The sequence below is a fragment of the Deltaproteobacteria bacterium genome, assembly GCA_016874775.1.
Classification (GTDB): Bacteria; Desulfobacterota; Binatia; order Bin18; family Bin18; genus VGTJ01.
On record VGTJ01000115.1, the window covers coordinates 1 to 20,972 of the forward strand.

The 20,972-nt window shown below is 52.6% G+C and carries 19 protein-coding genes and 1 pseudogene; 14 read left to right on the forward strand and 6 right to left on the reverse strand.

Annotation, left to right across the window (positions count from 1 at the left end):
- Positions 1-171: 171 nt before the first annotated feature.
- Positions 172-873: a hypothetical protein gene (locus FJ147_18505; GenBank protein MBM4257869.1), complete on the reverse strand. Its 702-nt coding sequence runs from the start codon at positions 871-873 to the stop codon at positions 172-174.
- A gap of 250 nt (positions 874-1,123) precedes the next feature.
- Between FJ147_18505 and FJ147_18510 the strand changes: the two genes are divergently transcribed.
- The 9 genes from FJ147_18510 to FJ147_18550 all read left to right on the forward strand — a co-directional run bounded on the left by FJ147_18510 (position 1,124) and on the right by FJ147_18550 (position 10,549).
- Positions 1,124-1,795 carry a hypothetical protein gene (locus tag FJ147_18510; protein MBM4257870.1) on the forward strand — a complete coding sequence of 224 codons (672 nt, stop codon included), beginning with the start codon at positions 1,124-1,126 and terminating at the stop codon, positions 1,793-1,795.
- A gap of 12 nt (positions 1,796-1,807) precedes the next feature.
- Complete coding sequence (locus FJ147_18515; protein MBM4257871.1) at positions 1,808-2,251, forward strand: MaoC family dehydratase; 444 nt, start codon at positions 1,808-1,810, stop codon at positions 2,249-2,251.
- The gene (locus FJ147_18520) at positions 2,248-2,667 is read left to right on the forward strand and encodes a hypothetical protein (GenBank protein MBM4257872.1); all 420 of its coding nucleotides are present in this window, start codon (positions 2,248-2,250) and stop codon (positions 2,665-2,667) included. Before FJ147_18515 ends, FJ147_18520 begins: the two co-directional genes overlap by 4 nt.
- 284 nt (positions 2,668-2,951) lie before the next feature.
- Positions 2,952-4,373 carry a TolC family protein gene (locus FJ147_18525; protein MBM4257873.1) on the forward strand — a complete coding sequence of 474 codons (1,422 nt, stop codon included), beginning with the start codon at positions 2,952-2,954 and terminating at the stop codon, positions 4,371-4,373.
- A 162-nt stretch (positions 4,374-4,535) separates the two neighbouring features.
- A complete protein-coding gene (locus FJ147_18530; GenBank protein ID MBM4257874.1) occupies positions 4,536-5,129 on the forward strand; it encodes an ABC transporter substrate-binding protein in 594 nt (197 codons plus the stop codon).
- 169 nt (positions 5,130-5,298) lie between these two features.
- A complete protein-coding gene (locus FJ147_18535; protein MBM4257875.1) occupies positions 5,299-8,160 on the forward strand; it encodes a hypothetical protein in 2,862 nt (953 codons plus the stop codon).
- Between the two features lie 121 nt (positions 8,161-8,281).
- Complete coding sequence (locus FJ147_18540; GenBank protein MBM4257876.1) at positions 8,282-8,767, forward strand: sulfopyruvate decarboxylase subunit alpha; 486 nt, start codon at positions 8,282-8,284, stop codon at positions 8,765-8,767.
- Positions 8,764-9,327, forward strand: a complete 564-nt coding sequence (locus FJ147_18545; protein ID MBM4257877.1) for a sulfopyruvate decarboxylase subunit beta — start codon at positions 8,764-8,766, stop codon at positions 9,325-9,327. The genes FJ147_18540 and FJ147_18545 overlap by 4 nt, the downstream gene beginning before the upstream one ends.
- Positions 9,328-9,454: 127 nt before the next feature.
- Positions 9,455-10,549: a 2-aminoethylphosphonate aminotransferase gene (locus tag FJ147_18550; GenBank protein MBM4257878.1), complete on the forward strand. Its 1,095-nt coding sequence runs from the start codon at positions 9,455-9,457 to the stop codon at positions 10,547-10,549.
- Positions 10,550-10,677: 128 nt separating this feature from the next.
- Here FJ147_18550 and FJ147_18555 read toward each other — a convergent pair whose 3' ends face one another.
- Together FJ147_18555 and FJ147_18560 are read right to left on the reverse strand one after the other, a co-directional pair.
- Positions 10,678-12,123, reverse strand: coding sequence for an efflux transporter outer membrane subunit (locus FJ147_18555; protein ID MBM4257879.1), 1,446 nt, complete (start codon positions 12,121-12,123; stop codon positions 10,678-10,680).
- A 2-nt stretch (positions 12,124-12,125) separates the two neighbouring features.
- Positions 12,126-12,740, reverse strand: coding sequence for a hypothetical protein (locus FJ147_18560; GenBank protein MBM4257880.1), 615 nt, complete (start codon positions 12,738-12,740; stop codon positions 12,126-12,128).
- Positions 12,741-13,208: 468 nt separating this feature from the next.
- On the opposite strand from FJ147_18560, the gene maiA reads away from it, so the two are divergent.
- From maiA to FJ147_18580, 4 genes and pseudogenes are all read left to right on the forward strand, one after another.
- Entirely contained in the window at positions 13,209-13,856 is a 648-nt protein-coding gene (gene maiA / locus FJ147_18565; GenBank protein MBM4257881.1) for a maleylacetoacetate isomerase, read from the forward strand.
- Between the two features lie 117 nt (positions 13,857-13,973).
- Positions 13,974-15,218: a CoA transferase gene (locus FJ147_18570; GenBank protein MBM4257882.1), complete on the forward strand. Its 1,245-nt coding sequence runs from the start codon at positions 13,974-13,976 to the stop codon at positions 15,216-15,218.
- A gap of 99 nt (positions 15,219-15,317) precedes the next feature.
- Positions 15,318-16,265, forward strand: a pseudogene (locus FJ147_18575) (zinc-binding dehydrogenase).
- Positions 16,266-16,307: 42 nt separating this feature from the next.
- On the forward strand, positions 16,308-17,099 hold the full coding sequence (locus tag FJ147_18580; protein MBM4257883.1) for a hypothetical protein: 792 nt from the start codon (positions 16,308-16,310) through the stop codon (positions 17,097-17,099).
- Positions 17,100-17,206: 107 nt separating this feature from the next.
- Here the strand turns inward: FJ147_18580 and FJ147_18585 are convergent, their stop codons facing one another.
- Positions 17,207-17,806 (reverse strand): hypothetical protein, encoded by a 600-nt coding sequence (locus tag FJ147_18585; protein MBM4257884.1) that lies wholly within the window; start codon positions 17,804-17,806, stop codon positions 17,207-17,209.
- Positions 17,807-17,848: 42 nt separating this feature from the next.
- A complete protein-coding gene (locus tag FJ147_18590) occupies positions 17,849-18,103 on the reverse strand; it encodes a hypothetical protein (protein MBM4257885.1) in 255 nt (84 codons plus the stop codon).
- Between the two features lie 18 nt (positions 18,104-18,121).
- Here FJ147_18590 and FJ147_18595 point away from each other — a divergent pair, with 18 nt between their 5' ends.
- Entirely contained in the window at positions 18,122-18,901 is a 780-nt protein-coding gene (locus tag FJ147_18595; protein ID MBM4257886.1) for an enoyl-CoA hydratase/isomerase family protein, read from the forward strand.
- A gap of 48 nt (positions 18,902-18,949) precedes the next feature.
- Here FJ147_18595 and FJ147_18600 read toward each other — a convergent pair whose 3' ends face one another.
- Positions 18,950-20,836 (reverse strand): sensor histidine kinase, encoded by a 1,887-nt coding sequence (locus tag FJ147_18600; protein MBM4257887.1) that lies wholly within the window; start codon positions 20,834-20,836, stop codon positions 18,950-18,952.
- Positions 20,837-20,972 lie beyond the last annotated feature (136 nt).

The window sequence follows — 20,972 nt, forward strand, 5'->3', positions numbered from 1 at the left end:
CCTGCACTGGGTGTTAGATGTCGTGTTTCGCGAAGATGCCCGCCGGGTCTATGATCGCACGACGGCGGAGAACCGGGCGTTCCTCAACCGCTTGGCCGTCTCGCTCTTACGCGGGGACCCCGGCAAAGGTTCGCTCAAAGTTAAGCGCAAACGCCCAGGCTGGCACCTGTCCTACCTCGCCCAACTCCTCGGGTTTCCCTGCACTTGAAGCGCGTTTTCCGTGTTATCAACCCCATCTTCAACGGTATTGTCGAGGAAACGATTGTCATGACTACGGACAAAACGGACGTTGCCGGTCGTACCGGTCGCCGGGGTCCGCTTAAAGACGCAATTTTTGACCACATGAAAGCTTCGGTTCTGGAAATTCGTCGCAAAATCCGCCTCCGAGTTATTCGCTTCCAACCAGAAGCGATCCTCCACACGTAACCCTTCAATCCAGATATAGCGACGGTTAGACAAGACGATCCCGGTCTCCCCACCAAGGAGCACCTGCTCACTGCCGTGGTTCTTAAACGTAATATATTGGCCGGGGGCACCGGACGTCGATGGAGCCAACGGTTCATTGTAGGAGCCTTCGCGAAGTATTACTGTCGTGCCTGGAGTCGCAGCCGCGGCAGCCTCGGCAATAGTCTTATAGGCAGTGTCGGTCCCTGAACCACACGATCGTGAGGACGGATTGTATTTTGCGCAGGAGGCCGAGGAAGTTTTCAGGTCGACATAGATCGTCCCGGCGGCCCATGCCAGCCTCGGCACGAAGCTGAAGCTACAGAAAGTCATCAGTCCAAAGGCATAAACACAAGCAAAAAATTTTGCTTGCAGACTCTTCTGTCCCTCCTGCATTCGGGTGTTTTCGTTGGATGTTGATTTCTTCATGAGTGTATGTCCCTCCGGTATTGCTGGTATTACAACAGTCTAGCGATCAGCTCTTTCGCCCTCCCTCAACTCTCCAACCGCTTCCTCCTTCAATCGCCACTTCGTGTCGACGGCAGTATAAAGTGTGGCCCAGGGTTTACAAAACCCCGGAAGCCGCCCTGACACATTGCCATCCTTCTCCCATTCTGGCACCATAGCCGGATTGCAAAACTAAAAGCCGAGCCTCAACGCAGGCTATTTAGGATACATCATGGCACGAATTCTTGATTTACATCTCCACTCAGAAGCATCGGATGACAGCCGCGCTCCCGTCGAAGCCTATTTGAAATGGCTCGCCCGTAAGCGCGAGGAACGCCCACTTGAGGGGCTCGTCTTAACCGAACATCGGCAGTTCAACAAATCTGGCGAGTATCGCGACCTCGAAGATAAGTATGGCATGCTTATTCTCAAGGCTTCGGAGATCGAAACCGAATATGGTCATATCCTTGTCTACGGTGTCAATGACGACATTTTGAAGCGCTACGATTTCAAGAATGTCCGCCTTCCTGCTCAAGAATTGATTACCGAGGTTGCACGCATGGGTGGCATTGCCATGCCCTGCCATCCCGGACGACCAACCGTAGGACTGATTGAACATTACCAAACCAAACCCCCGCTCGAAGGTGTCATTGGAGTCGAAGCCCTCAACGGTGGCAGTAAAAAGGGCGAGAACGAACGGGTCGCCGAACTTCTCGATCAATACGGTTATCATGCGTTTGGCGGTAGTGATTCACACTTAGTAAGCTTCATCGGCCTCTGTGCCACTGAATTTGATCGCGACATCAACTCTATGGAAGATTTAGTCGATACCCTGCGTACGGGCGGCTATCGTCCAGTCGATTTTCGTCCTCAGCGTCAGCAGGTTGATTCTTCTGCCTCTTAAGGAAGTGTACTTATGGCTCTCGACTTTGATAAATCTATTCTGGGTAAAGTCTTCGACGAAACTGCGTTTCCTCCGATTACGAAGGAAGAGATTCTCGAATTTGCCGCTGCCCTTGGGGAAACCAATCCACTCTATACGGATGAAACTGTCGCTCGTCAGGGGCATCACAAAGAGTTAGTTGCTCCTCCGACCTTTGTCACGAAACTCCGCCCCAATAAATTCTCCCCTGAGAACCTGCCGAAGTTCGGCAAAGTTGGATTTGATGGGGGGCGCGATCTCGAAGTATTCGCGCAGGTTCGTCCGGGAGACTCGCTCACCATGTTGAGCACCATTCATGAGATCTACGAAAAGACTGGCCGTACGGGCTCGATGTATTTCATTGTCATTCGCAACGAAGTCAAGAATCAAAAGAACGAGAAGGTTGCGGTCATTGATCATAGGATTATGCAACGATGAGCACTGTATATTTTGAAGAGATCGAAGAAGGCGACGAGATTACACCGATCGATATGCCGTTGAGCAAAGATCAGGTGCGGCGATATGCCAAGACGGCCAATATGTATGTCGCGCGCTTTACCGATGACGAGGGCGCAAAAGCAGAAGGCCTGCCTGGGATGATTGCGCCTGGCGTCATGAGCATGGGCCTGTTGGCGCGCATGATTAGTGACTGGAATCAAGCCGCGGAAATCAAACGGATTGGCACAACCTTTCGTAGTCCAGTATTACCTGACAGGAACATTCATCTACGCGGCGCGGTGACCCAAAAACATGACGCCGATCATACGGTCGAATGCGACCTGTGGATGGAGAACGATGACGGCGAGCGTTGGGTCATCGGCACCGCTACAGTTGCCGTGCCTAGTAAAGCGTAGGGCGGAACGTTCACGTCGAGATATCAAACGATCCTCGTCTTTTTACCTTGCGGAAAAGACGGGGCTCTCTGAGCGATTTTTCGCAACGCTCAGGAATGACACGACCACAAGGGTACAGCATAAAGTGAACGAACGTTCCGTAGTTCGGTTAAAAGAGGCGATGTATCTCCAACCGCCTCCTGAGTTATTCCCCCACACTGTGTTCGTAACCACAGCAAAGAAGTAAAATAGTCCGTTTTGAATGCGGGGGCAGGTTGCTGGTCCCCTGAGAATCCACAACCTGCATGAGAAGGGGTGTCTGTATGCAATGGCTATGGAGCGATCACACAGGGAGGGGCAAACTAGCCCTCATAGTTCTTGTGTTCTTCTTTTTCTCAGGTGGCAAAAGCTCCGCCGCTGAAGAAGAAGGAGAGACCACGTCTCTGAAGCTCACCTTGGTTGAGTGCATCAAACGAGCGATTGAGAACCATCCCTCCGTTCAAGAAGTGAAGTGGGAGGTTGCCCTGCGCGAGAGCGATTTGCAACAGGCAAAGGCTGGCGCCTATCCTACAGGTGAATTCACCAGCGTCTTTGGTGCTGTCAACGACGCCAAAGGAAGCGTTGCAGGGAATAGGCCGATCCGTACTGGCAGCATTGATGAAATCGGACCGTTCGTCCGCTTTGAAGGGCAATTTGTGTATCCCTTATACACGTGGGGAAAAATTACCAACGGCATCACCGCTGCGACCAAAGGCGTCGAACAAGAATTTGCCAACGTTGCCCAGAAAAAAACGGAAGCCGCGCGCGAGGTCAAAGAGTTTTACTACACCTTGCAATATACCCAACAGGTAAAATCCCTCCTTGGTGATGTTCGTGACGGCTTTCAGAAAGCGGTTACCACAGCCGATGAACGGCTGAAAAGCAGCAAAGGCTCAATCTCCCAGCTAGATGTCTTGAACCTTAAAATTGGCTATGCCGGAGTCGCGAAGGAAGTCGGAAAACTCGATAACGGAATCGAACTCACTAAAGCAGCCTTGTTGCGCGTCATGGGACTGCCGCAAACTGCGCAGTTCACTCCTGCCGAATCGGCACTCACTCCGCAACCCGCTCAACTCAAGGATTTTGACTATTACGTGCAGCGCCTCTTTAAGAACCGACCGGAATGGAATCGCTTGCTCCTCGGCATTCAAGCAAAAGAAGCGGAACTCGCATTGACCAAGAGTGATTACTTTCCCACTTTCTTCCTGGCAGTCCCGATTCGCTACGGCTACGCGCCTGGACGTTCCCGTCAAACCAACCCGTTCATCTTTGATAACTTCAATTTTGCATTTGCCGGACCAGTGCTTGGTCTGCGGTGGAATTTTGACATTAACGGCACGGCAGCCAAAGTCGCACGTAGTGAAGCAGAACTCATGAAACTGCAAACACAGAGAAAAACTGCCGAAAACAGTTTTCCGGTTGAAGTCAAAGAAGCCTACCTCAACGTTCAAGAGGCAAAGGAACGGGTGAAAATTACGGATGACGGTCGCAAAGCAGGGCGAGCACTCGTTGCACTTTCAACCGCCAATTTTGAGCTGGGTATTGGCGAGCCCCAAGATATCTTTCTTGGGCTGGGAAATTATACGCGTGCTGCGAACGACTATTACGAAGCCGTGAGAGACTATAATATCGCCTTGGCGAAACTGAGCCTGGTTGTTGGCGAAGAGGTCTCAGACCTGCAATACTAGTGACTGCTACAGGCAAGCCGGAGCAGGGCAGCGATACAGCATCCCAGGTGGGGACTACGATCACACACAAACAATCCAGACTACAGAACTCCTTGCCTGCTCTCGTGTTTAGCTCCGAGAGGGCACCTGAAAGTAAGGTGTGCTCACGCAAAGGAGAAACCAATGAAAAAGTGGACTCTCGCACTTTCGTTCGTGCTTCTGGCATTCAGTGTTCCCCTGCTGAGTTGGGCAGAAGGCCCCACGTCCACAGTGCAAAAACTGATTGAATCCGTCCGCTCGTATAAACCGCAAGCTACGGATTCGTCACCAGAGCGCGCCGCAAATAGCAAAGCGCTCAAAGTGGCGGAAGAAACCCTGGCTATTCAAGATCTCGCCAAACGCGTCCTCGGAGACCAATGGGGAAAATTGAGTGGCACTGAGCAAAAGAATTTTTCCCAGTTGTTGGTGCAACTCTTCCAGAAAATCGCTTATCCCAAGTCCGCAGAGTTCTTCGGGGACCTGACAATTGACTACACCGGAGAAAAAATGAATGGTAGTGGGGCAGTGGTGGAGACGAAAGTCAGCCATCCGAAGGAAGGGCAAGTCGGGGTCGATTACCAACTGCACCAAGTGAATGGGAAGTGGATGATTGACGATGTCCTGCTTGACGGTGTCAGTCTGGTGACGAACGTCCAGAGTCAAATGCAGCAAGTAATCAACAAGGAATCGTATCAGGGGCTCATTAAACGGATGCGGGAGAAGCTGGCGGAGAGCTGAACCAAGTTTCAAAGACTGACGTATTGGGAAGGTCACCCTGAGCGCAGCGAAGGGTCTCTCTGAGAGATTCTTCGCGTTGCGCAGAAGGACACTATTGGGGAGCGACCTCGTCAAGTGTCACCAGTGTGTCAGTTCCGCGTTAGCCTCTGCACACAACCTAGAGACACGCATGGATTCCAAAGGCATTAAACAAACATTTATTACCAACGAACAACGGCTTCTCCAGTTTCTTGCCACTCTAACTACTTCCTCTCCGTGGGCCATACTGCTATCGAGCCTTGCGCTTGCTGCTCTGGCGGTGTTCTACACCATTCATCATCTTGAATTTATTACTGGGCACAACGATCTGATTGCCTCGAATAAACGCTACGTACAACTTGATGAGGAATATGCGCAAGAGTTCATGGGCATCGACCAGGTGGTGGTTGTCGTCGAGCCCCGCGATGTTCAGCAAGGGAAAGATTTCGTTACGAAACTAGGCGATATTCTAGCTCGTGACACCAAGAACGTCGCTGAAGTGTTTTATCGCATCGATACCTCGACACTCGAAGGCAAGAAACTCCTTTATTTGTCACCCGAAGACCTCCGTGGCTTGCGCGAGAATATAGAAGAGTACCACACGCTGATCCATGACCTTACTACCTCCCCAGGGATAAACCCGCTGTTTCGTGCCATCAACCAACAAGTCAGTTCTGGCATGGTCTCCCATCTCGTCGGTAACCTCTTTGGCCTTGATTCACCAGAAAGCGAGGAAAGCAAAAGTAAAGAGGACAGCAAACCCGTGCAGATCGGGTTCCTCAAATCGCTTTTGCAAGAACTCGATCGTACGCTAAAGAGCGACGACTACGGCTACCGGTCACCGTGGGCCGAGTTTTTTGGCGGCACAGAAGAGTGGTCAGATAATGGCTACCTCGTTTCTGCCAATCGCCGTTTCGTTTTCTTAATGGTCGAACCAAAAGAAGATGAAGCGGATGGGTTCAGCGAACAGCAGAGCTCGATCGCGGCGATTCGACAAGCAGTTGCCTCGCTTCGCCCACAGTTCCCTGGCCTCGCTGCCGGAGTCACCGGCACCAAAGCCCTGGACAGCGATGAAATGGTCAGCGTGCAAGCCGACGGTGGTATAGCAACGATTGTCTGTTTCGTCGGTATCACTCTGTTGTATTTCGTCTTTTTCCGCAAAATGCGCCACCCATTGCTGATTGCCTGTACGCTCGGCATCGGGTTGGCATGGACGATGGGATTTATCTCACTCGCGGTGGGACACCTCACTGTCATCACCATGTTCGTCGGCCCACTGCTCCTTGGTTTAGCCGACGATTTTGGCGTCCACTTCATGGCCCGCTATGAAGAGGAGCGCGCCCAAGGAAAAAGCCTGCAGGCAGCGTTAGCGGAGGTATTTGAGCACACAGTGCCTGGAATTACTGCCGGAGCGGTGACCACAGCCCTTGCTTTCTTTGCTGTCATGCTCGCCGACTTTCGCGGCATTCAGGAGCTGGGCCTTATCACCAGCGGAGGACTACTCTTATACCTCGTCGCAACGGTAACGGTCCTCCCTGCCCTCATCGTTTTGCTGGAATCGTATCGTCCGTGGCACGCAGTCGAAGGACGGCATACCTTTCTCGCCGGAGCCTTTGCCCGGCTCGGCTCGGTGTTCGCTCGCCGGCATCCGATCCTCATCGCAGTCCTTATCCTTATTACACTCTGTTCTCTGGCTGCACTCCCGACCTTATCGTTTGATTACAACCTGTTAAATCTGCAGGCGCGTGGCACCGAATCAGTCAAATGGGAAAAGCGGATCATCGAGAATTCAGAACGGTCATCCTGGAATGCCTTGACGACTGCCGCTACCCCTACCGAAGCCATGCAAAAAGCTGCTGCGTTTCAGCAGCTTTCGTCAGTTGAGGCAGTGGAAAGTGTTGGTTCATTGATTCCCGACCAACAAGCCGAGCGGCTAGAATTGATCCGTGCACTTGCACCGGCATTCAACGATTTACCTCCAGTCTTACCGCCTACGGCTCCGGTCGATGTACGAGATTTGCAGGAGACCTTAGACAGACTCAAACTCAAAATTCGCACCGACAACACTGAGTGGGCCCCGCAAAAGAAACCTGCCGACCAGGAACTTGCTGAAGCCAGACAAGCGCTCCTCTCCGTTATCGATCGCTTGCAACAGGTGCCGGAAGGCCAAGCACAAGCCGCCTTGGTGCGGTTCCAACAAGCACTGCTTGTCGACTTTGGGAGTAAGTGGAGTTTGCTCCGCGATAATCTCGATCCGACTGGACCGATATCTTTTGCTGATATTCCCGCGCAACTCAAGAGTCGCTTCATTAGTCGAGACGGAACCAAATTTCTTCTACAGATTTATCCGAAATACAACATTCGCGAACGCGATCGGCTTGAGGAATTTATCTCACAGCTTCGCCAGGTTGATCCCGATGTGACCGGATCACCAGTGATCGGTTATGAAGCCATCGGGGCGATGAAACGAGGCTACATCGAAGGTGCGGTGTATGCATTTCTAGCAATCTTGGTCGTTACCTTTTTCACCTTACGCCGAACCAGCGATACGTTGCTTGCGGTTCTTCCCTTAGTGCTTGGTGTCATTTGGACTGCGGGCTTGATGTGGTTATGCAACTTGCAATTTAATCTTGCGAACCTCGTGGCAGTGCCACTCATTATCGGCATTGGTGTCGAGAACGGTATTCATATCGTGCATCGTTTCCGCGAGGCTGGAGAAAGTGGACCCGAGTTAGTTGCCGGCAGCACCGGGCAAGCAGTGGCCTTGTTCTCGCTGACGACTATGGTAGGGTTCGGCAGCCTTATGGTGGCGCGGTACTACGGAATTTTCAGCATGGGACTCTTACTGACCCTGGCAGTCGGCAGCGTCTTAGTCGCTTCACTTGGGGTACTCCCAATGTTATTGACTCGCCCCGCGGCGCAAGAAGCAGGGACAACGCTGACAGAATTAGTGGCGAAGAAAGAAAAACGGACACAAGAGCAAGTGCGCCGCCGCATTGCACGAAGACACTAAAACAATCAATGAAAAATTAAAAATGCCAAATGAAGAATGGATGGGGACATATTGCTCTCCGTAATGCTCGTTTTGTATTCTCAATTTTTCATTTTTAATTCTTACTTTTTAATTTTTAATTATGACCTCCGGTCCAGATTTTCTTCGTTATCTCGTCGATGCAGGGTTTGACTTCTTCACTGGAGTCCCCTGTTCACTAGCGAAAAGCCTCATTGCCACGTTGGAAGAGCGCGGCGGTTATATTCCTGAGACACGAGAAGATGCAGCGGTTGGCTTGGCGGCAGGTGCGTTCATGACGGGTAAACAACCCGCCGTCATCATGCAAAACTCCGGTCTTGGTGTATGCGTCAATGCATTGGCCTCGCTGAGCCTGATGTATAACTTTCCCTGCTTGCTGCTCATCACCTGGCGAGGCTATCAAGGGAAAGATGCGCCAGAGCATCTGATTATGGGCGACATATCGCCAACGCTGCTGTCCACACTGAAGCTTCCTCATCAAGTCCTCGATGCCGACACCGTCAGAGAATCAATCGACTGGGCAGCAGAGACACTCAGGAACACCAAGAAACCTGTCGCCTTATTGCTGCCCCCGGGAGTGATGAAATGAAACTCGCCGAAGCACTCTCGGTTGTGATCCCCTTGTTGCGTGATGAAGTCGTTGTCCATGCAAACGGGTTCATTTCACGTGAGTCATTTAACATTCAAGATCGACTCGGCAATTTTTACATGATTGGTTCGATGGGGTTGGCCTCGTCAATTGCCTTAGGTGTGGCATTGAATCGACCCGACCGCCGTGTCGTTATCTTCGATGGTGATGGTAACGTGTTGATGAACATGGGTTCGCTCGCGATGATCGCTGCTACTCAGCCGCAGAACCTCATACACTTTGTGTTTGATAATGAAGTCTATGGCTCTACGGGCAATCAACGCACGGTTTCCGGCCAGGTGGCGTTAGAAGCAATAGCCAGAGCAAGTGGGTACAAACAGGCAACGCGGGTAGATAACGAAACGGCATTACGTTCAACAGCCCAAGAGTTTCTCTCTCACCCGGGCCCGTCGTTCTTGTTGATCAAGATCGAACCTGACCGCGAAGAGCGGCACATCGGACGGATCACGCACGAACCGCCAGAGATTGCTGCTCGCTTCATGCAGGCCCTGGGGAAATAGTTGCCAGTGGGACAAGGCCAGTTAAGAGTTAAGAGTTAAGAATGAAAAAGGGAAAAACAAAGAGAAAGTTGTTCACGTCCTTTTGTTTGCGAATTTTTAATTCTTCATTTTTAATTCTTCATGTATTATGCGCCAGCATATCTTATTAAACCCCGGCCCCGTCAACGTCTCACCACGAGTGCAACAAGCCTTGCTCCGCGGTGACTTGTGTCATCGTGAGGAAGAGTTTTCTGACCTGCTCGTCGCAATCCGCACGAAGTTGCTCCAAGCCTTCGCTCCGTCTGGTGGATATACTGCGGTACCAGTCACCGGCTCCGGTACCCTCGCAGTTGAGTCGATGGTGTCATCAGCACTTCCTGACGGCAAAAAACTCTTAGTTATCAATAACGGGGTCTATGGCGAACGTATGTTGCGCATGGCTGAGGCGCACCGTATTCCTACTGTTGAATTGCGTTACGAATGGACCCAACGGCCAGATCTGCACCAGATCGAGACGACCTTGCGAGATGATCCAGCTATTCATGCCGTGGCCTACGTACACCATGAAACGACAACTGGTCTGCTGAATCTTGTCACCGAAGTTGGCACCATCACTCATCGTGCTGGCCGCTGGTTACTGCTTGATGCCGTCAGTTCACTCGCGGCTGAAGATCTCGACCTTGTTCGTGACCACGTTGATCTCTGTGCGTGCACGGCCAACAAATGTGTCCAGGGGTTACCTGGGGTCTCTTTTGTCCTCGTCCGCAATGAAGGAATGGCAGCGATGCAGCAGTACCCACGCCGCTCGCTCTATCTGCATTTGCCGTTACACTGGGAAGCACATGAACGACGGAGCATTCCGTTCACGCCATCTGTACAAACCTGGTATGCGCTCGATGCCGCACTTGATGAACTTTTAGAAGAAACCGTCGCCAAACGCGTCCAACGTCACCGTGCCGCCGCGCAACTGCTCCGTGAAGGTTTCACACGGCTCGGACTGAAAGCACTGTTACCGGCAGCACACCAATCGAACACACTCACGTCTTTGCTTCTCCCAGAAGGTATGACCTACCCCCGTATGCACGACAGCCTCAAAGAGCGCGGCTTCGTCATTTACGAAGGCCAGGGCAAACTTGCCACTGGGATCTTCCGTGTCGCCAACATGGGCCATCTCACGCTCGATGATTTTCGTCGGTTTTTGGGCGCACTAGAAGCAGTGCTCATACCAGCTTTCGAAAGATAGGCGCATGTGCGTGTCACCCTGAGCGGAGCGAAGGCTCTCTCAGAGAGATTCTTCACCGCTCCGCGGCTCAGAATGACACAGCACTCAGGTGCGGAAACGCTACCATCAAAAAGATTTGGTATTACTCGCTACGGGCGTACAACTTCTTCCCATTTCAGTGGGAGTTGCGGTTGCTCAGCATACGCTGCCCACCCGCCTCCCAGGGCTCTGTACAGTTGCACCACGGCAATAAGTTGATCACGGCGGGTTTGCGCTAATGCGTTCTCTGCAGGAAAGAGTTGCAACTGGGCTTCGATCACTTCAAAGTAACCCGCGAAACCACCAGTATAGCGTAACGTAGAAAGCCGAACAGATTCTTGTAACGCGGCAACCGCCCGTTCCTGTCCCTTGCGTACTTCCGCCAGCTTTTGTTGGTTGATCAGCGCATTGGAGACTTCTCGCAAGGCGGTAATCACTGACTGTTCGTACCGTAACTTCGCCTGTTCCCATTGCGTAATGGCAGCTTGATGCAAACTCGTCAAACGTCCACCTTGAATAATAGGGCCGACCATTTGGCCAGCGACGGACCAAATGTTGCCGCTATTGAGAAATACTTTTTCGACATCTTCACTGGCACCACCAAACAAGCTCGTCAGGCCGATACGAGGAAAAAAGTTCGCCTGTGCCACACCAACCCGTGCGTTCGCAGCAATCAGCAACTGTTCTGCCTGGCGAATATCTGGGCGCCGTTCCAATAGCTGTGATGGCAATCCCGGTGGTGTATTGGGAGGAAACATGTGGTCAGTTAACCCAGCGCCGCGTGGGACCGGTCCAGGGGCGCGCCCAAGAAGAAGGGAAATCTGATTCTCCTTAGCAACAATGAATCGCTCGAGATTCGCAATCACTGCCACCGTCGAGGCAAGAGCAGCCTCAGCGCGTGAGGTCTCCAGCTTTGACGCTACGCCAAGTTGTAGTCGACGAGAGAAGAGATCAAGGGTTTTTTGGAAAGATTCAGACGTCCGCCGGGCAATCTCCAATTCAAGATCAAACTCGCGCAATTCGAAGTATGCCTGCGCAACGTCACTCACTAAGGAGAGAACAACGCCACGCCGGAACTCTTCGCTCGCAAGCAACTCCGCGATCGCTGCATCGGTCGAGTGACGAATCCGACCCCACACATCAGCCTCCCAGGCAAGATTGAAAATCCCTCTGAAGGCATAGTTTTCTTGTCCGCGCGGAGTCACCACAGAAAGTTGGGAAATATTTGCGGAACGGCCTACCCCTCCGTCGTAACCAATCTGAGGAAAAAACTCCGCGCGTGCGACCCCATACAAAGCTCGTGCTTGTTCAACACGCGAAGCGGCAATACGGAGGTCGTAATTATTCTTGAGTGCTTCGTTAATTAACCCGCTCAAGGCCTCATCACGAAACACATCCCACCAAGGGAGATCGGCAAAGGCGGTTGCTTCGGGGATGCCAACATGGCTGCGATAATCATCGAGGGCAACTGTCGTTGGGCGTTGATACTGTGGACCAAGAGAACAAGAAGTTATTGTCAAGCTCGTCAAAAAAACAACCACTACCAACATCTTCATAATCAATCTGTTACTCCTTCAGCCACCACCGCTTCAGTTCTTTGCAGTGCGGGAGTTCGCTCTTTGCGGCCCGTTAGTCTTTCGATCGCCACAAAGAGTACTGGCACGAGAAAAATACCGATGAGCGTTGCGGTCAGCATACCGACGATTACCACTGTTCCGAGAATTTGTCTCGCGACAGCTCCGGCACCAAAGGCTCCCCATAAGGGTACGCAACCGAGGGTAAACGCAAACGAGGTCATCAGAATCGGGCGTAAGCGTAACCGGGCAGCGCTCAATGCTGCCTCACGCGCGGACTTGCCACGTTCCACTTCCAGCTTGGCAAACTCGACAATCAGAATTGCGTTCTTTGCGGCTAATCCGATCAGCATGACGAGTCCGATCTGTGCGTACACGTTGTTCTCAAACTGTCGCATCAACAACCCCAGAAACGCCCCGAAGATCGCGATCGGTGTCCCTAGTAACACACTGAATGGTAGTGACCAGCTTTCATACAGTGCTGCAAGAATCAGAAAAACAAACAGCAAGGAAAGTGAAAAAACTCCTGCGGCGTTCCCTTCAGCGCGCTTTTGCTGGAACGAGAGCGAGTTCCAGGCAAACCCCATTTCTGGCGGCATGACCTCGTGAAACACTTCTTCCGGTCGATTGACAGAAAAACCGGGCCATACTATTTCTCCCTTGGTTTTGTCACAGTCGCGGGCCCCGCTACAGCAGGAACAGATGCGGTCTGCGTCGGAGTACCGGATGGATTTAGCTCAGCCGAGGCAGGTTTCGCGACGACCGGTGCACCCTCCCTCACTTTTTATAATCCTTCAACCGCAATACGATCTGTGAGAGTCAACCTTTCTTCAATCACCCACAAGGTCCCAACTCACCAGTGTCAAACCAGCTTTATTCGATGATTGCTGCATTGTACTCCCTCAGCATACCTTCCTCACCCTTACAACATGAGCGTCAAGATTCGGCTAGTAGGCTTTGGGAACATTCCCTCCGAGATCACATTCTCCCCATTGCACCACCCAAACCGTTGACCTATGAGACAAGCGGTGAGGCAACCTCGTCCGCGTCTCATAGGAGGGGAAACAATGAAACTCTACAATTATTTCCGCAGTTCAGCGTCATATCGGGTGCGCATTGCCCTCAACCTCAAAGGTTTGTCGTATGAGTATATCCCGATTCATCTGCGACGTGGGGGCGGGGAACATCTCACGCCATCGTACAAAGCAATCCATCCCCAGGCGCTGATCCCTACACTTGAAGATAACGGGCGGATGCTCACCCAATCGCTGGCAATTCTGGAATATCTCGAAGAGCGTTATCCCAGCCCTCCGTTGTTGCCCCGCGATCACGCCGACCGTGCCCTGGTACGAAGCATAGCGCTCGCGGTCGCCTGCGAGATGCATCCGCTGCAGAATCTACGGGTCCTAAATTACCTCCAGACTACGCTTCACCATACTGAAGCTGAGGCTCAAGCCTGGGGACGGCACTGGATCACCGAAGGCCTCGTTGCCTTAGAACAAATGGTGAAGACAATACCAAACCGTAACGGTTTCTGTTTTGGCAGCACGCCGACCTTTGCGGACTTGTGTCTCGTTCCACAAATGGTCAACGCGCGCCGCTTTGGTTGCGATCTCACAGCTTGTCCGACGTTGGTGCAGATTGACTCGTTTTGCCAAACTCAGCCAGCATTTGCTAAAGCTGCGCCTGAGACACAACCGGATGCGGAAAGTTAAGTGGAGTCCTTTGAGAGTTGTCACCCTGAACGAAGTGCAGGGTCTCTCAGAGAGATTCTTCGCTGCACTCAGAATGACAGCTCCCTCATGAATACTGGGTAATGTGAGGGAAACCCTATGAACAAAACCGATTTTTTCCGTGACGCTCGTCGTGACATTCCCGGCCCGCTGGCTGGCATCCACGTCCTTGAAGCAACAACCACCTGGGCAGGGCCGATGTGTGGCTGCTTGCTCGCTGACTTCGGTGCAGACGTGATTAAGGTCGAACTGCCGGACGGTGAGATTAGTCGTACGATTCCTCCCTTTCTTCCTGAAACCAATCCGCCGATCTCAAACATGCACGCTACAGTGAATCGCAATAAACGCAGCCTTAGTCTTGATTTGCGCAAGCCCGAAGGACGGGACATCTTCCTCAAAATTGCCGCTCGCTCGGATATTGTCGTCGAGAATTTCCGTCCTGGAACGATGGATAAATGGAGTGTCGGCTACGATGCTGTTCGCAAAGTGAAGCCAGACATCATTTACACGTCGATCTCCGGTTTTGGACAGTTCGGACCGGACCACGATCGCGCGGGTTACGATACTTTGGCTCAAGCTGCCAGCGGGTTTATGTCGCTCAACGGCAATCGCGAAGGCACGCCGGTACGTGCGGCAACAGCGTTATGTGACGATCTCGCTGGTATGCACGGTGCACTAGCAACCCTCGCAGCGCTGTCGCATCGGAGTCGCACTGGCGAAGGACAACATGTTGATGTCTCGCTGCTCGATTCAATTCTCTTCCAATCCAATGGCAATTTGACGCTCGCGGCACTCGGAGTCCCCTTACCGCGTTGGGGGAATGAATCGCCGTATGCGATGCCTGCGAATGTCTATGCATGCCGCGATGGCCATATTCGTCTCGCCGTCGTGCTCGATTCACATTGGAAGATACTGGCGCGGCTGATTGGGCGACCAGACTTAGCGGAAGATCCTGAATTCGCCCTGCAAGCGAATCGTTTCAATCACCGCGAAGAAGCCAATGCATTAATTGCCGCATGGTGTGAGACACGACCCGCCGACGAAGTTCTATCGATGTTCATCAAGGCAGGACTGGCTGCCGCACCGATTCGTACTTACGCACAAGCCGCGCAAGATTCGCATGTGCTCGAACGCGATATGCTGCAGAACACACAGCAAGCTGATGGCTCAACGATTCCGATTACTGGCCCAGCAGCGAAGTTTTCACGCACCCCAACCCGGGTGCGCACCGAAGCTCCGGCCCTGGGCAAGCATGATGACGAAATTCTCCAGAGCCTCGGCTTGTCCACTAGCGAACTCGAACAGTTGCGTGAAAAGGGCGTGATTACTCGGAAAAGGCTGTAGGGGAAAAAGGCTGTAGACTATAGGCTGCAGGCTATAGGGAAGAGAAGAACACGCATCACGCATCACGCATCACGCATCACGAATGGAGGTACTTCGCTCATGACACAAATCCGTGCCGTCGTTGTCGATCCTAACCTGCCAGGTCGTTTGACCCTGAAACACGTCGCCGCACCATCGCCGCTCCCTTTAGAGGCAGTTGTTCGAGTATCAGCAATCTCGCTCAATTTAGGCGAGGTGCGTCGCTCACTCACTGCCGACGCGGGTTGGCGTCCAGGCTGGGACTTTGCTGGTGTCGTCGAAAAAGCCGCTGATGACCGCTCAGGCCCGAAGGTTGGTGCGCGTGTTGTTGGCTTACTGCCAGTGGGAGCGTGGGCTGAACAGGTTGCGGTACCGACTCATTAACTCGCTGTGCTGCCTGATTCAGTCTCATTTGCGCAGGCAGCAACATTACCTGTTGCTGGGTTAACAGCATTGTATGCCCTCGACCGTGCCAATAGCTCATTGTTGAATCGCTCGGTTCTGGTAACTGGTGCTTCCGGTGGAGTCGGTGTCTTTGGTTGCCAGCTTGCTCGTCACGGTGGCGCGCGGGTGGTTGGCGTCGTCCGACGCGCAGAGCGTGAAAAGTATGCACGAGACGCCGGAGCGCAGGAGGTTGTCATTGGTGATGACATTAGTCCAGCCAGCAAATTTGGTCCCTATCATATGATTATCGAATCGGTCGGTGGTGCAGCGCTCGGTGCGGCATTACAGATGCTTGCACCCAACAGTGTCTGTGTCACCTGTGGCGTCTCTGCATCTCCCGATGTTACCTTCAACGCGCGAAATTTCTTCATGGTTGGCGGAACGGTATTGTATGGCTTCATCTTATTTCACGAAGTAAAAACATGGCCAGCATCAGACGGGCTCACGCGTCTCGCTCGGCTGGTCGCTGAAGGGGCGGTGCGTCCCCCGATTGAACTCGAAGCCCCGTGGACCGACATTGCGAAGGTCGCAACTGATTTCTATAACCGTGGTGTCCCAGGAAAAGCGGTACTCCATTTGTCATGAAGAGAAGCGTGCGCACAGCGCACGCTACGTTGCGTACAAACAATGAAACAGATTGATACATTTACCGTCACGCAGAAGATGCTCAATCCTGTGGGCACTCTCGCTGCTCCACGAATGCTGACACGTGCCCACCAAGCTGGCTTTGCTGCTCTCGGTGTAAACTCGATGAATGACATGTCGCTGGTAGGCTACCGTGCCGAATTCAAAGAAGGCGCACGCGGGGGCGATACGGTCAACGTCACAGTAGAAGAAGCTGAAGGCTTGTGGGCGGGTGATCGCGGATTCCGTATCCACTTTAGCAAAGGGAATGATACGAGTGGTCGGGTCGGCAAATGGCATGTGATCTATGCCAAGAAACAAGAAGCGCGACCACTGCCGTATGATATAAGTCAGGCCGTTGCAGATAAGTTAACCGATCGTGAGCTGTGGCAGCCTGAGATCATCATTGCTACTGGCGATGAGATCAAGGATGCACCGCCACTGCTCTGGCCGATCGGCCAGAGTGCCCGAGCGTACATGAAGCAGCTTGATCTTGCGTATGCTACTGAGCCAGGTGTAACGATTGTCGACGATATTGAGAAACGCATCTATGCCGGAATTGCCGTCACCGTCCACTTTGCGCGGTGGCCGCAGGCTGGACAGGAACTGCGCTGCGTTCTGCAACATCAACGGCCACTGAAAGAGCAAGCGCCAAGTCGACGGATGGAGTTTCACGGGGTGTTAGCGGCACAAGATAAAAGCGGCACTTACCTTCTTGGCACGTGTCGTTTCTCAGTCTCGCGGGTGGGTCAGAATCGCGCACCAGTCTATGCCGATGGAACAGCAGGACAATGAAAAATGAAGAATGCAAAATGCAGAGCGGCGAATAAGGAAAAGAGGGAGTTGTTTCTCGTCCAAAGTCTCCGTTTCTTCATTTTTCATTTTTCACTCGTCACCTCGCCTCACTTAATCAAGTCGGTGACCTTTGTCCCCAACCATCCGGCCTCACGTTTTGACCAATAGAGTTCTTGTAACCGCCAACTGATCGGACCGGCCTGACCATCACCAAGTGTTTTCCCATCAACTTTTGTCACCGGCATGATACCTCCGGCAGTTGAGCTGATGAATGCTTCATCGGCGTTACGCAGGGCATCCGCCGGGTAGTCCCCAGCTTCTATTTCAACACCAATTTCCTTGGCCAGGTCCATAACCGTCTTCCGCGTAATTCCTTCGAGTACGTTCATCTGCGGCGTAAAGATTTTTCCCTGTTTCACAAAGAACACGTTAAACCCTGGACCTTCAGCCAGGTAGCCGGAGATACCACAGAGCACCGCCACATCTGCTCCAGCGTCAAGCGCTTCGAGCTGACCACGAGTGAGGTCGGCCCAATGGAAGTTCTTAAACCGTGCCATCACGGCTGAGTCGGGAATACGTGACGTGCTCGCAATGTACGCGTGGACCCCCTCACGGTGTTTCTCAAGCGGAGAGATCCAGACATAGGGTACAGCATAGGCGAAGAAAGTTGGTTTCGTTTGTCGTAGGTCACGACTTCCCTGGACCAGGAATCGTCCGCGTGTGACAGCAACCTCAACATAGGCATCTTGTCAACCGGCGCGATAGACACACTCGGCCAGGATACGCTTGATCTCGTCTCTGCTGTATACGCAAGGGATACGCACGCCCTGGCGTGAGCGGAGAAAGCGTTCGACATGGTCATCTAAACGGAAGAAGCGCCCTCTCCATGTTGACACCACATCATAAACCGCATCGCTGCGACTAAAGCCGAGATCGAAGACAGAGATTTTTGCGTCATCAGCAGCGACATACTTGCCATCAATAAAAGCCACTCCCTCAGCCATTGCTCCTCCTTCGTCCTTATGGTTAGTTTCTCAGCCAAAGGAAAATCTATGGCGTACGAAACTATTCTCGTCGAACACACAAATGGTGTCGCAACTATTGCTATGAATCGTCCGGTCGTCCTCAATGCTATCACTACAACGATGCTGACTGAACTCAAGCAGGCCGTCGACCACGCTGGAGCATCTCAGGATATTGGGGTTGTTGTTCTTACTGGTGTAGGGCGCGCGTTCTCTGCTGGAGTCGATTTGAAAGCACTCGGGAAATTACCGTTGAACAATGGCGCTATCGGACCGATCCTCGACGATCCTGCACGTGCGCTGATCACGTCGATTCAGACGATCCCGAAAGTTGTCATTGCAAAAGTGAACGGATTTTGTTTCACCGGCGCACTAGAGCTCGCTTTGGCATGTGACCTCGTGATCATTGCTGAGGAAGCCAAACTGGGCGATACTCATGCCAAATGGGGGTTGCGCCCAACCTGGGGAATGAGTGCTCGCTTACCACAGGCGGTTGGTTTTCGCAAAGCACGGGAATTGTCGTTCACTGCTGATACCTTCACTGGTCGTGATTCGGCGGCTTGGGGCATCGCGAATCGTGCCGTGCCGTTAGCCGAACTCGACGCAGCGGTACAAACGCTCACCGAGAAGATTCTTACCAATAGTCGCGATTCTCTTGCCGCCTACAAGGTGCTCTACAATCAAGGAAGTGGGAAAACTGTGGGTGAAGCCGTCGCGTTTGAAGAAGCAAGTGTTTTCCCCATCTCTGATGCAAATGAACGGGTGGAGAAGTTTCGGTGAGAAACGATTCACTGCTGAACAAATCTACAGAGGAGCCAAGGAGTGCGCTCAGGCGATCCGCTTTTCGACCTCTATCGTGTTATTGGTCATACTCGGAGCGCTTTCTCGCAGTGGTGGAGCGCTGCGCATTTTCTCCGCCGTCGGTGAAGGAGACAAACGTAACGGAAAGGTAACGGTAAACGCCGTCCCCTGCCCAAGCTGGCTGATGACCGAAATCTCTCCCTGCAAAAGTGACACGAGCTTTTTAACGAGCGCTAAACCTAAGCCCATACCACCGTAGCGACGGCTGATCGATCCATCGACCTGACGGAACTCGTCAAAAATGGACGGGAGTTCTTCCGCAGGGATACCGATGCCAGTATCGGAGACCTCAAAGATGATCAGCCCTTGCCCCACAGCTTGACGAGTACGGATGATCACTTGTCCCTTTTGGGTAAACTTGACGGCATTGGTCACGAGATTGGTCAACACCTGCTCAAGGCGAAGCCCGTCCGTCTCCATCACTGGTAAAGGAGTGGGAGAGTCCCAGACAATTTCGAGGTCTTTGTCACCTCGCAGTTGCTCGGCCAGAGGCTCAAGACGGTCAAGCAGATCAGCGACCATCACGGAACTCACTTGCAGTGCGACCTTTCCAGTGTTCAAGCCTGAGACGGTCATCAAGTCACTCATCAAGCGAAACAGTTGATCAGCTTTGGTTCGTACATGGCCAAGCATACTGCGCTTGAGTTCATCTGACTCCTGTTCAAGAAGCATGTCAGCATAGCCCATGACCACATGGAGAGGAGTCCGGAGTTCGTGTGAAATGTTGGCGAGGAATTCTTCCTTGAGACGAATCAGTTCTTCTCGCTCTTGCAGTCGCTGTTCGAGTTCCGTGCGAGAGCGATCCAGTTCCACACGCATGTGCTCAAAGGCACGTGACAACGTGGCAATTTCATCGTGACGATCTCTGATCTCGACTGGTTGTGACAGGTCACCACCGGCCATGCGTTCAGCATCGTTCGTCAGTTGTTTGATCGGACCAACAACCTTGTTCACAAACGGTGCACCCACAGCAATGGCAAGCAAGATCATGCCAAATCCACACCACCACAAAAAGTGATGCATTCGCGACACATCGGCGAAAACGATACTCCGAGGTTGCCCGGACGCGACACGCCAAGGGGCTTGCTGTAAGTCGGCGGATGCCATCAGCAGAGCGTCCTCTTGTTGTGGTTCAACCGAGAAACGCTGCAGGAGTCGATCTTTTTTGGTACTCGCGATCACACGACCTTCTTGGTCGAGGATCTCAACAAACCGGTTACGCACGGTCGAGACACCCCCCAGGATGTTCACCAGCGCTGGCCCAGTGAGGTCAATGACACCACCAAGGATTCCTGTTGTTTCCCCTGTAGGGCCGCGGATAGGAACGGCCATGATCACATGGGGATACGGCAGGAACTGGTCGGCTTCGATCCCAGCAGAGACCACCAGCTGACCGTGTTTGTACAGCTCAGCGATAGCAGGAAGAGAAGAGAGCCATTGTCCGACTCCTGGTAGACTCGGAGGTTCGGTCCAACGTACTTTTCCTTCCTGATCGAGCAGGAACATCCCACCGGTGAACACGGGCGATTGCAGAAAAATATAATGAAGTGTTGTCCACGCCGGGAACTCACCGCCATTCTGCGTCTCAAACAACGTCTGCAGCCCATATGACAACCCGGGCAGTGTGGCAACCATGGTCAGTTTTTGTTGCCCAGCTTCGAGATGCGCATCGAGCTGTGTCGCAACCATCTTGGCAGTCTGCTCGAAACGATCTTGCGCTTCGAGTGATTCCCGATGGAGGAGATACAGCGTAAATCCTCCGTACACGCCATACAGGGCGAGCACATAGAGAATGACCAAGACCACACTCTTGGTACGAATACTCCACAGTCGGGGTGAGAACTGCCACGGCATGTTTGGCCCTAAGAGAGTGTTTTGAAAAAGGGATTGGTAAGCTTGAGGGATGAATACACTGCCGCGAGTTTATCCAACGGACCTGACCATGACCGAATGGACACAATTGAAGAGCTTCTTTCCCCCGGCCTCTCGC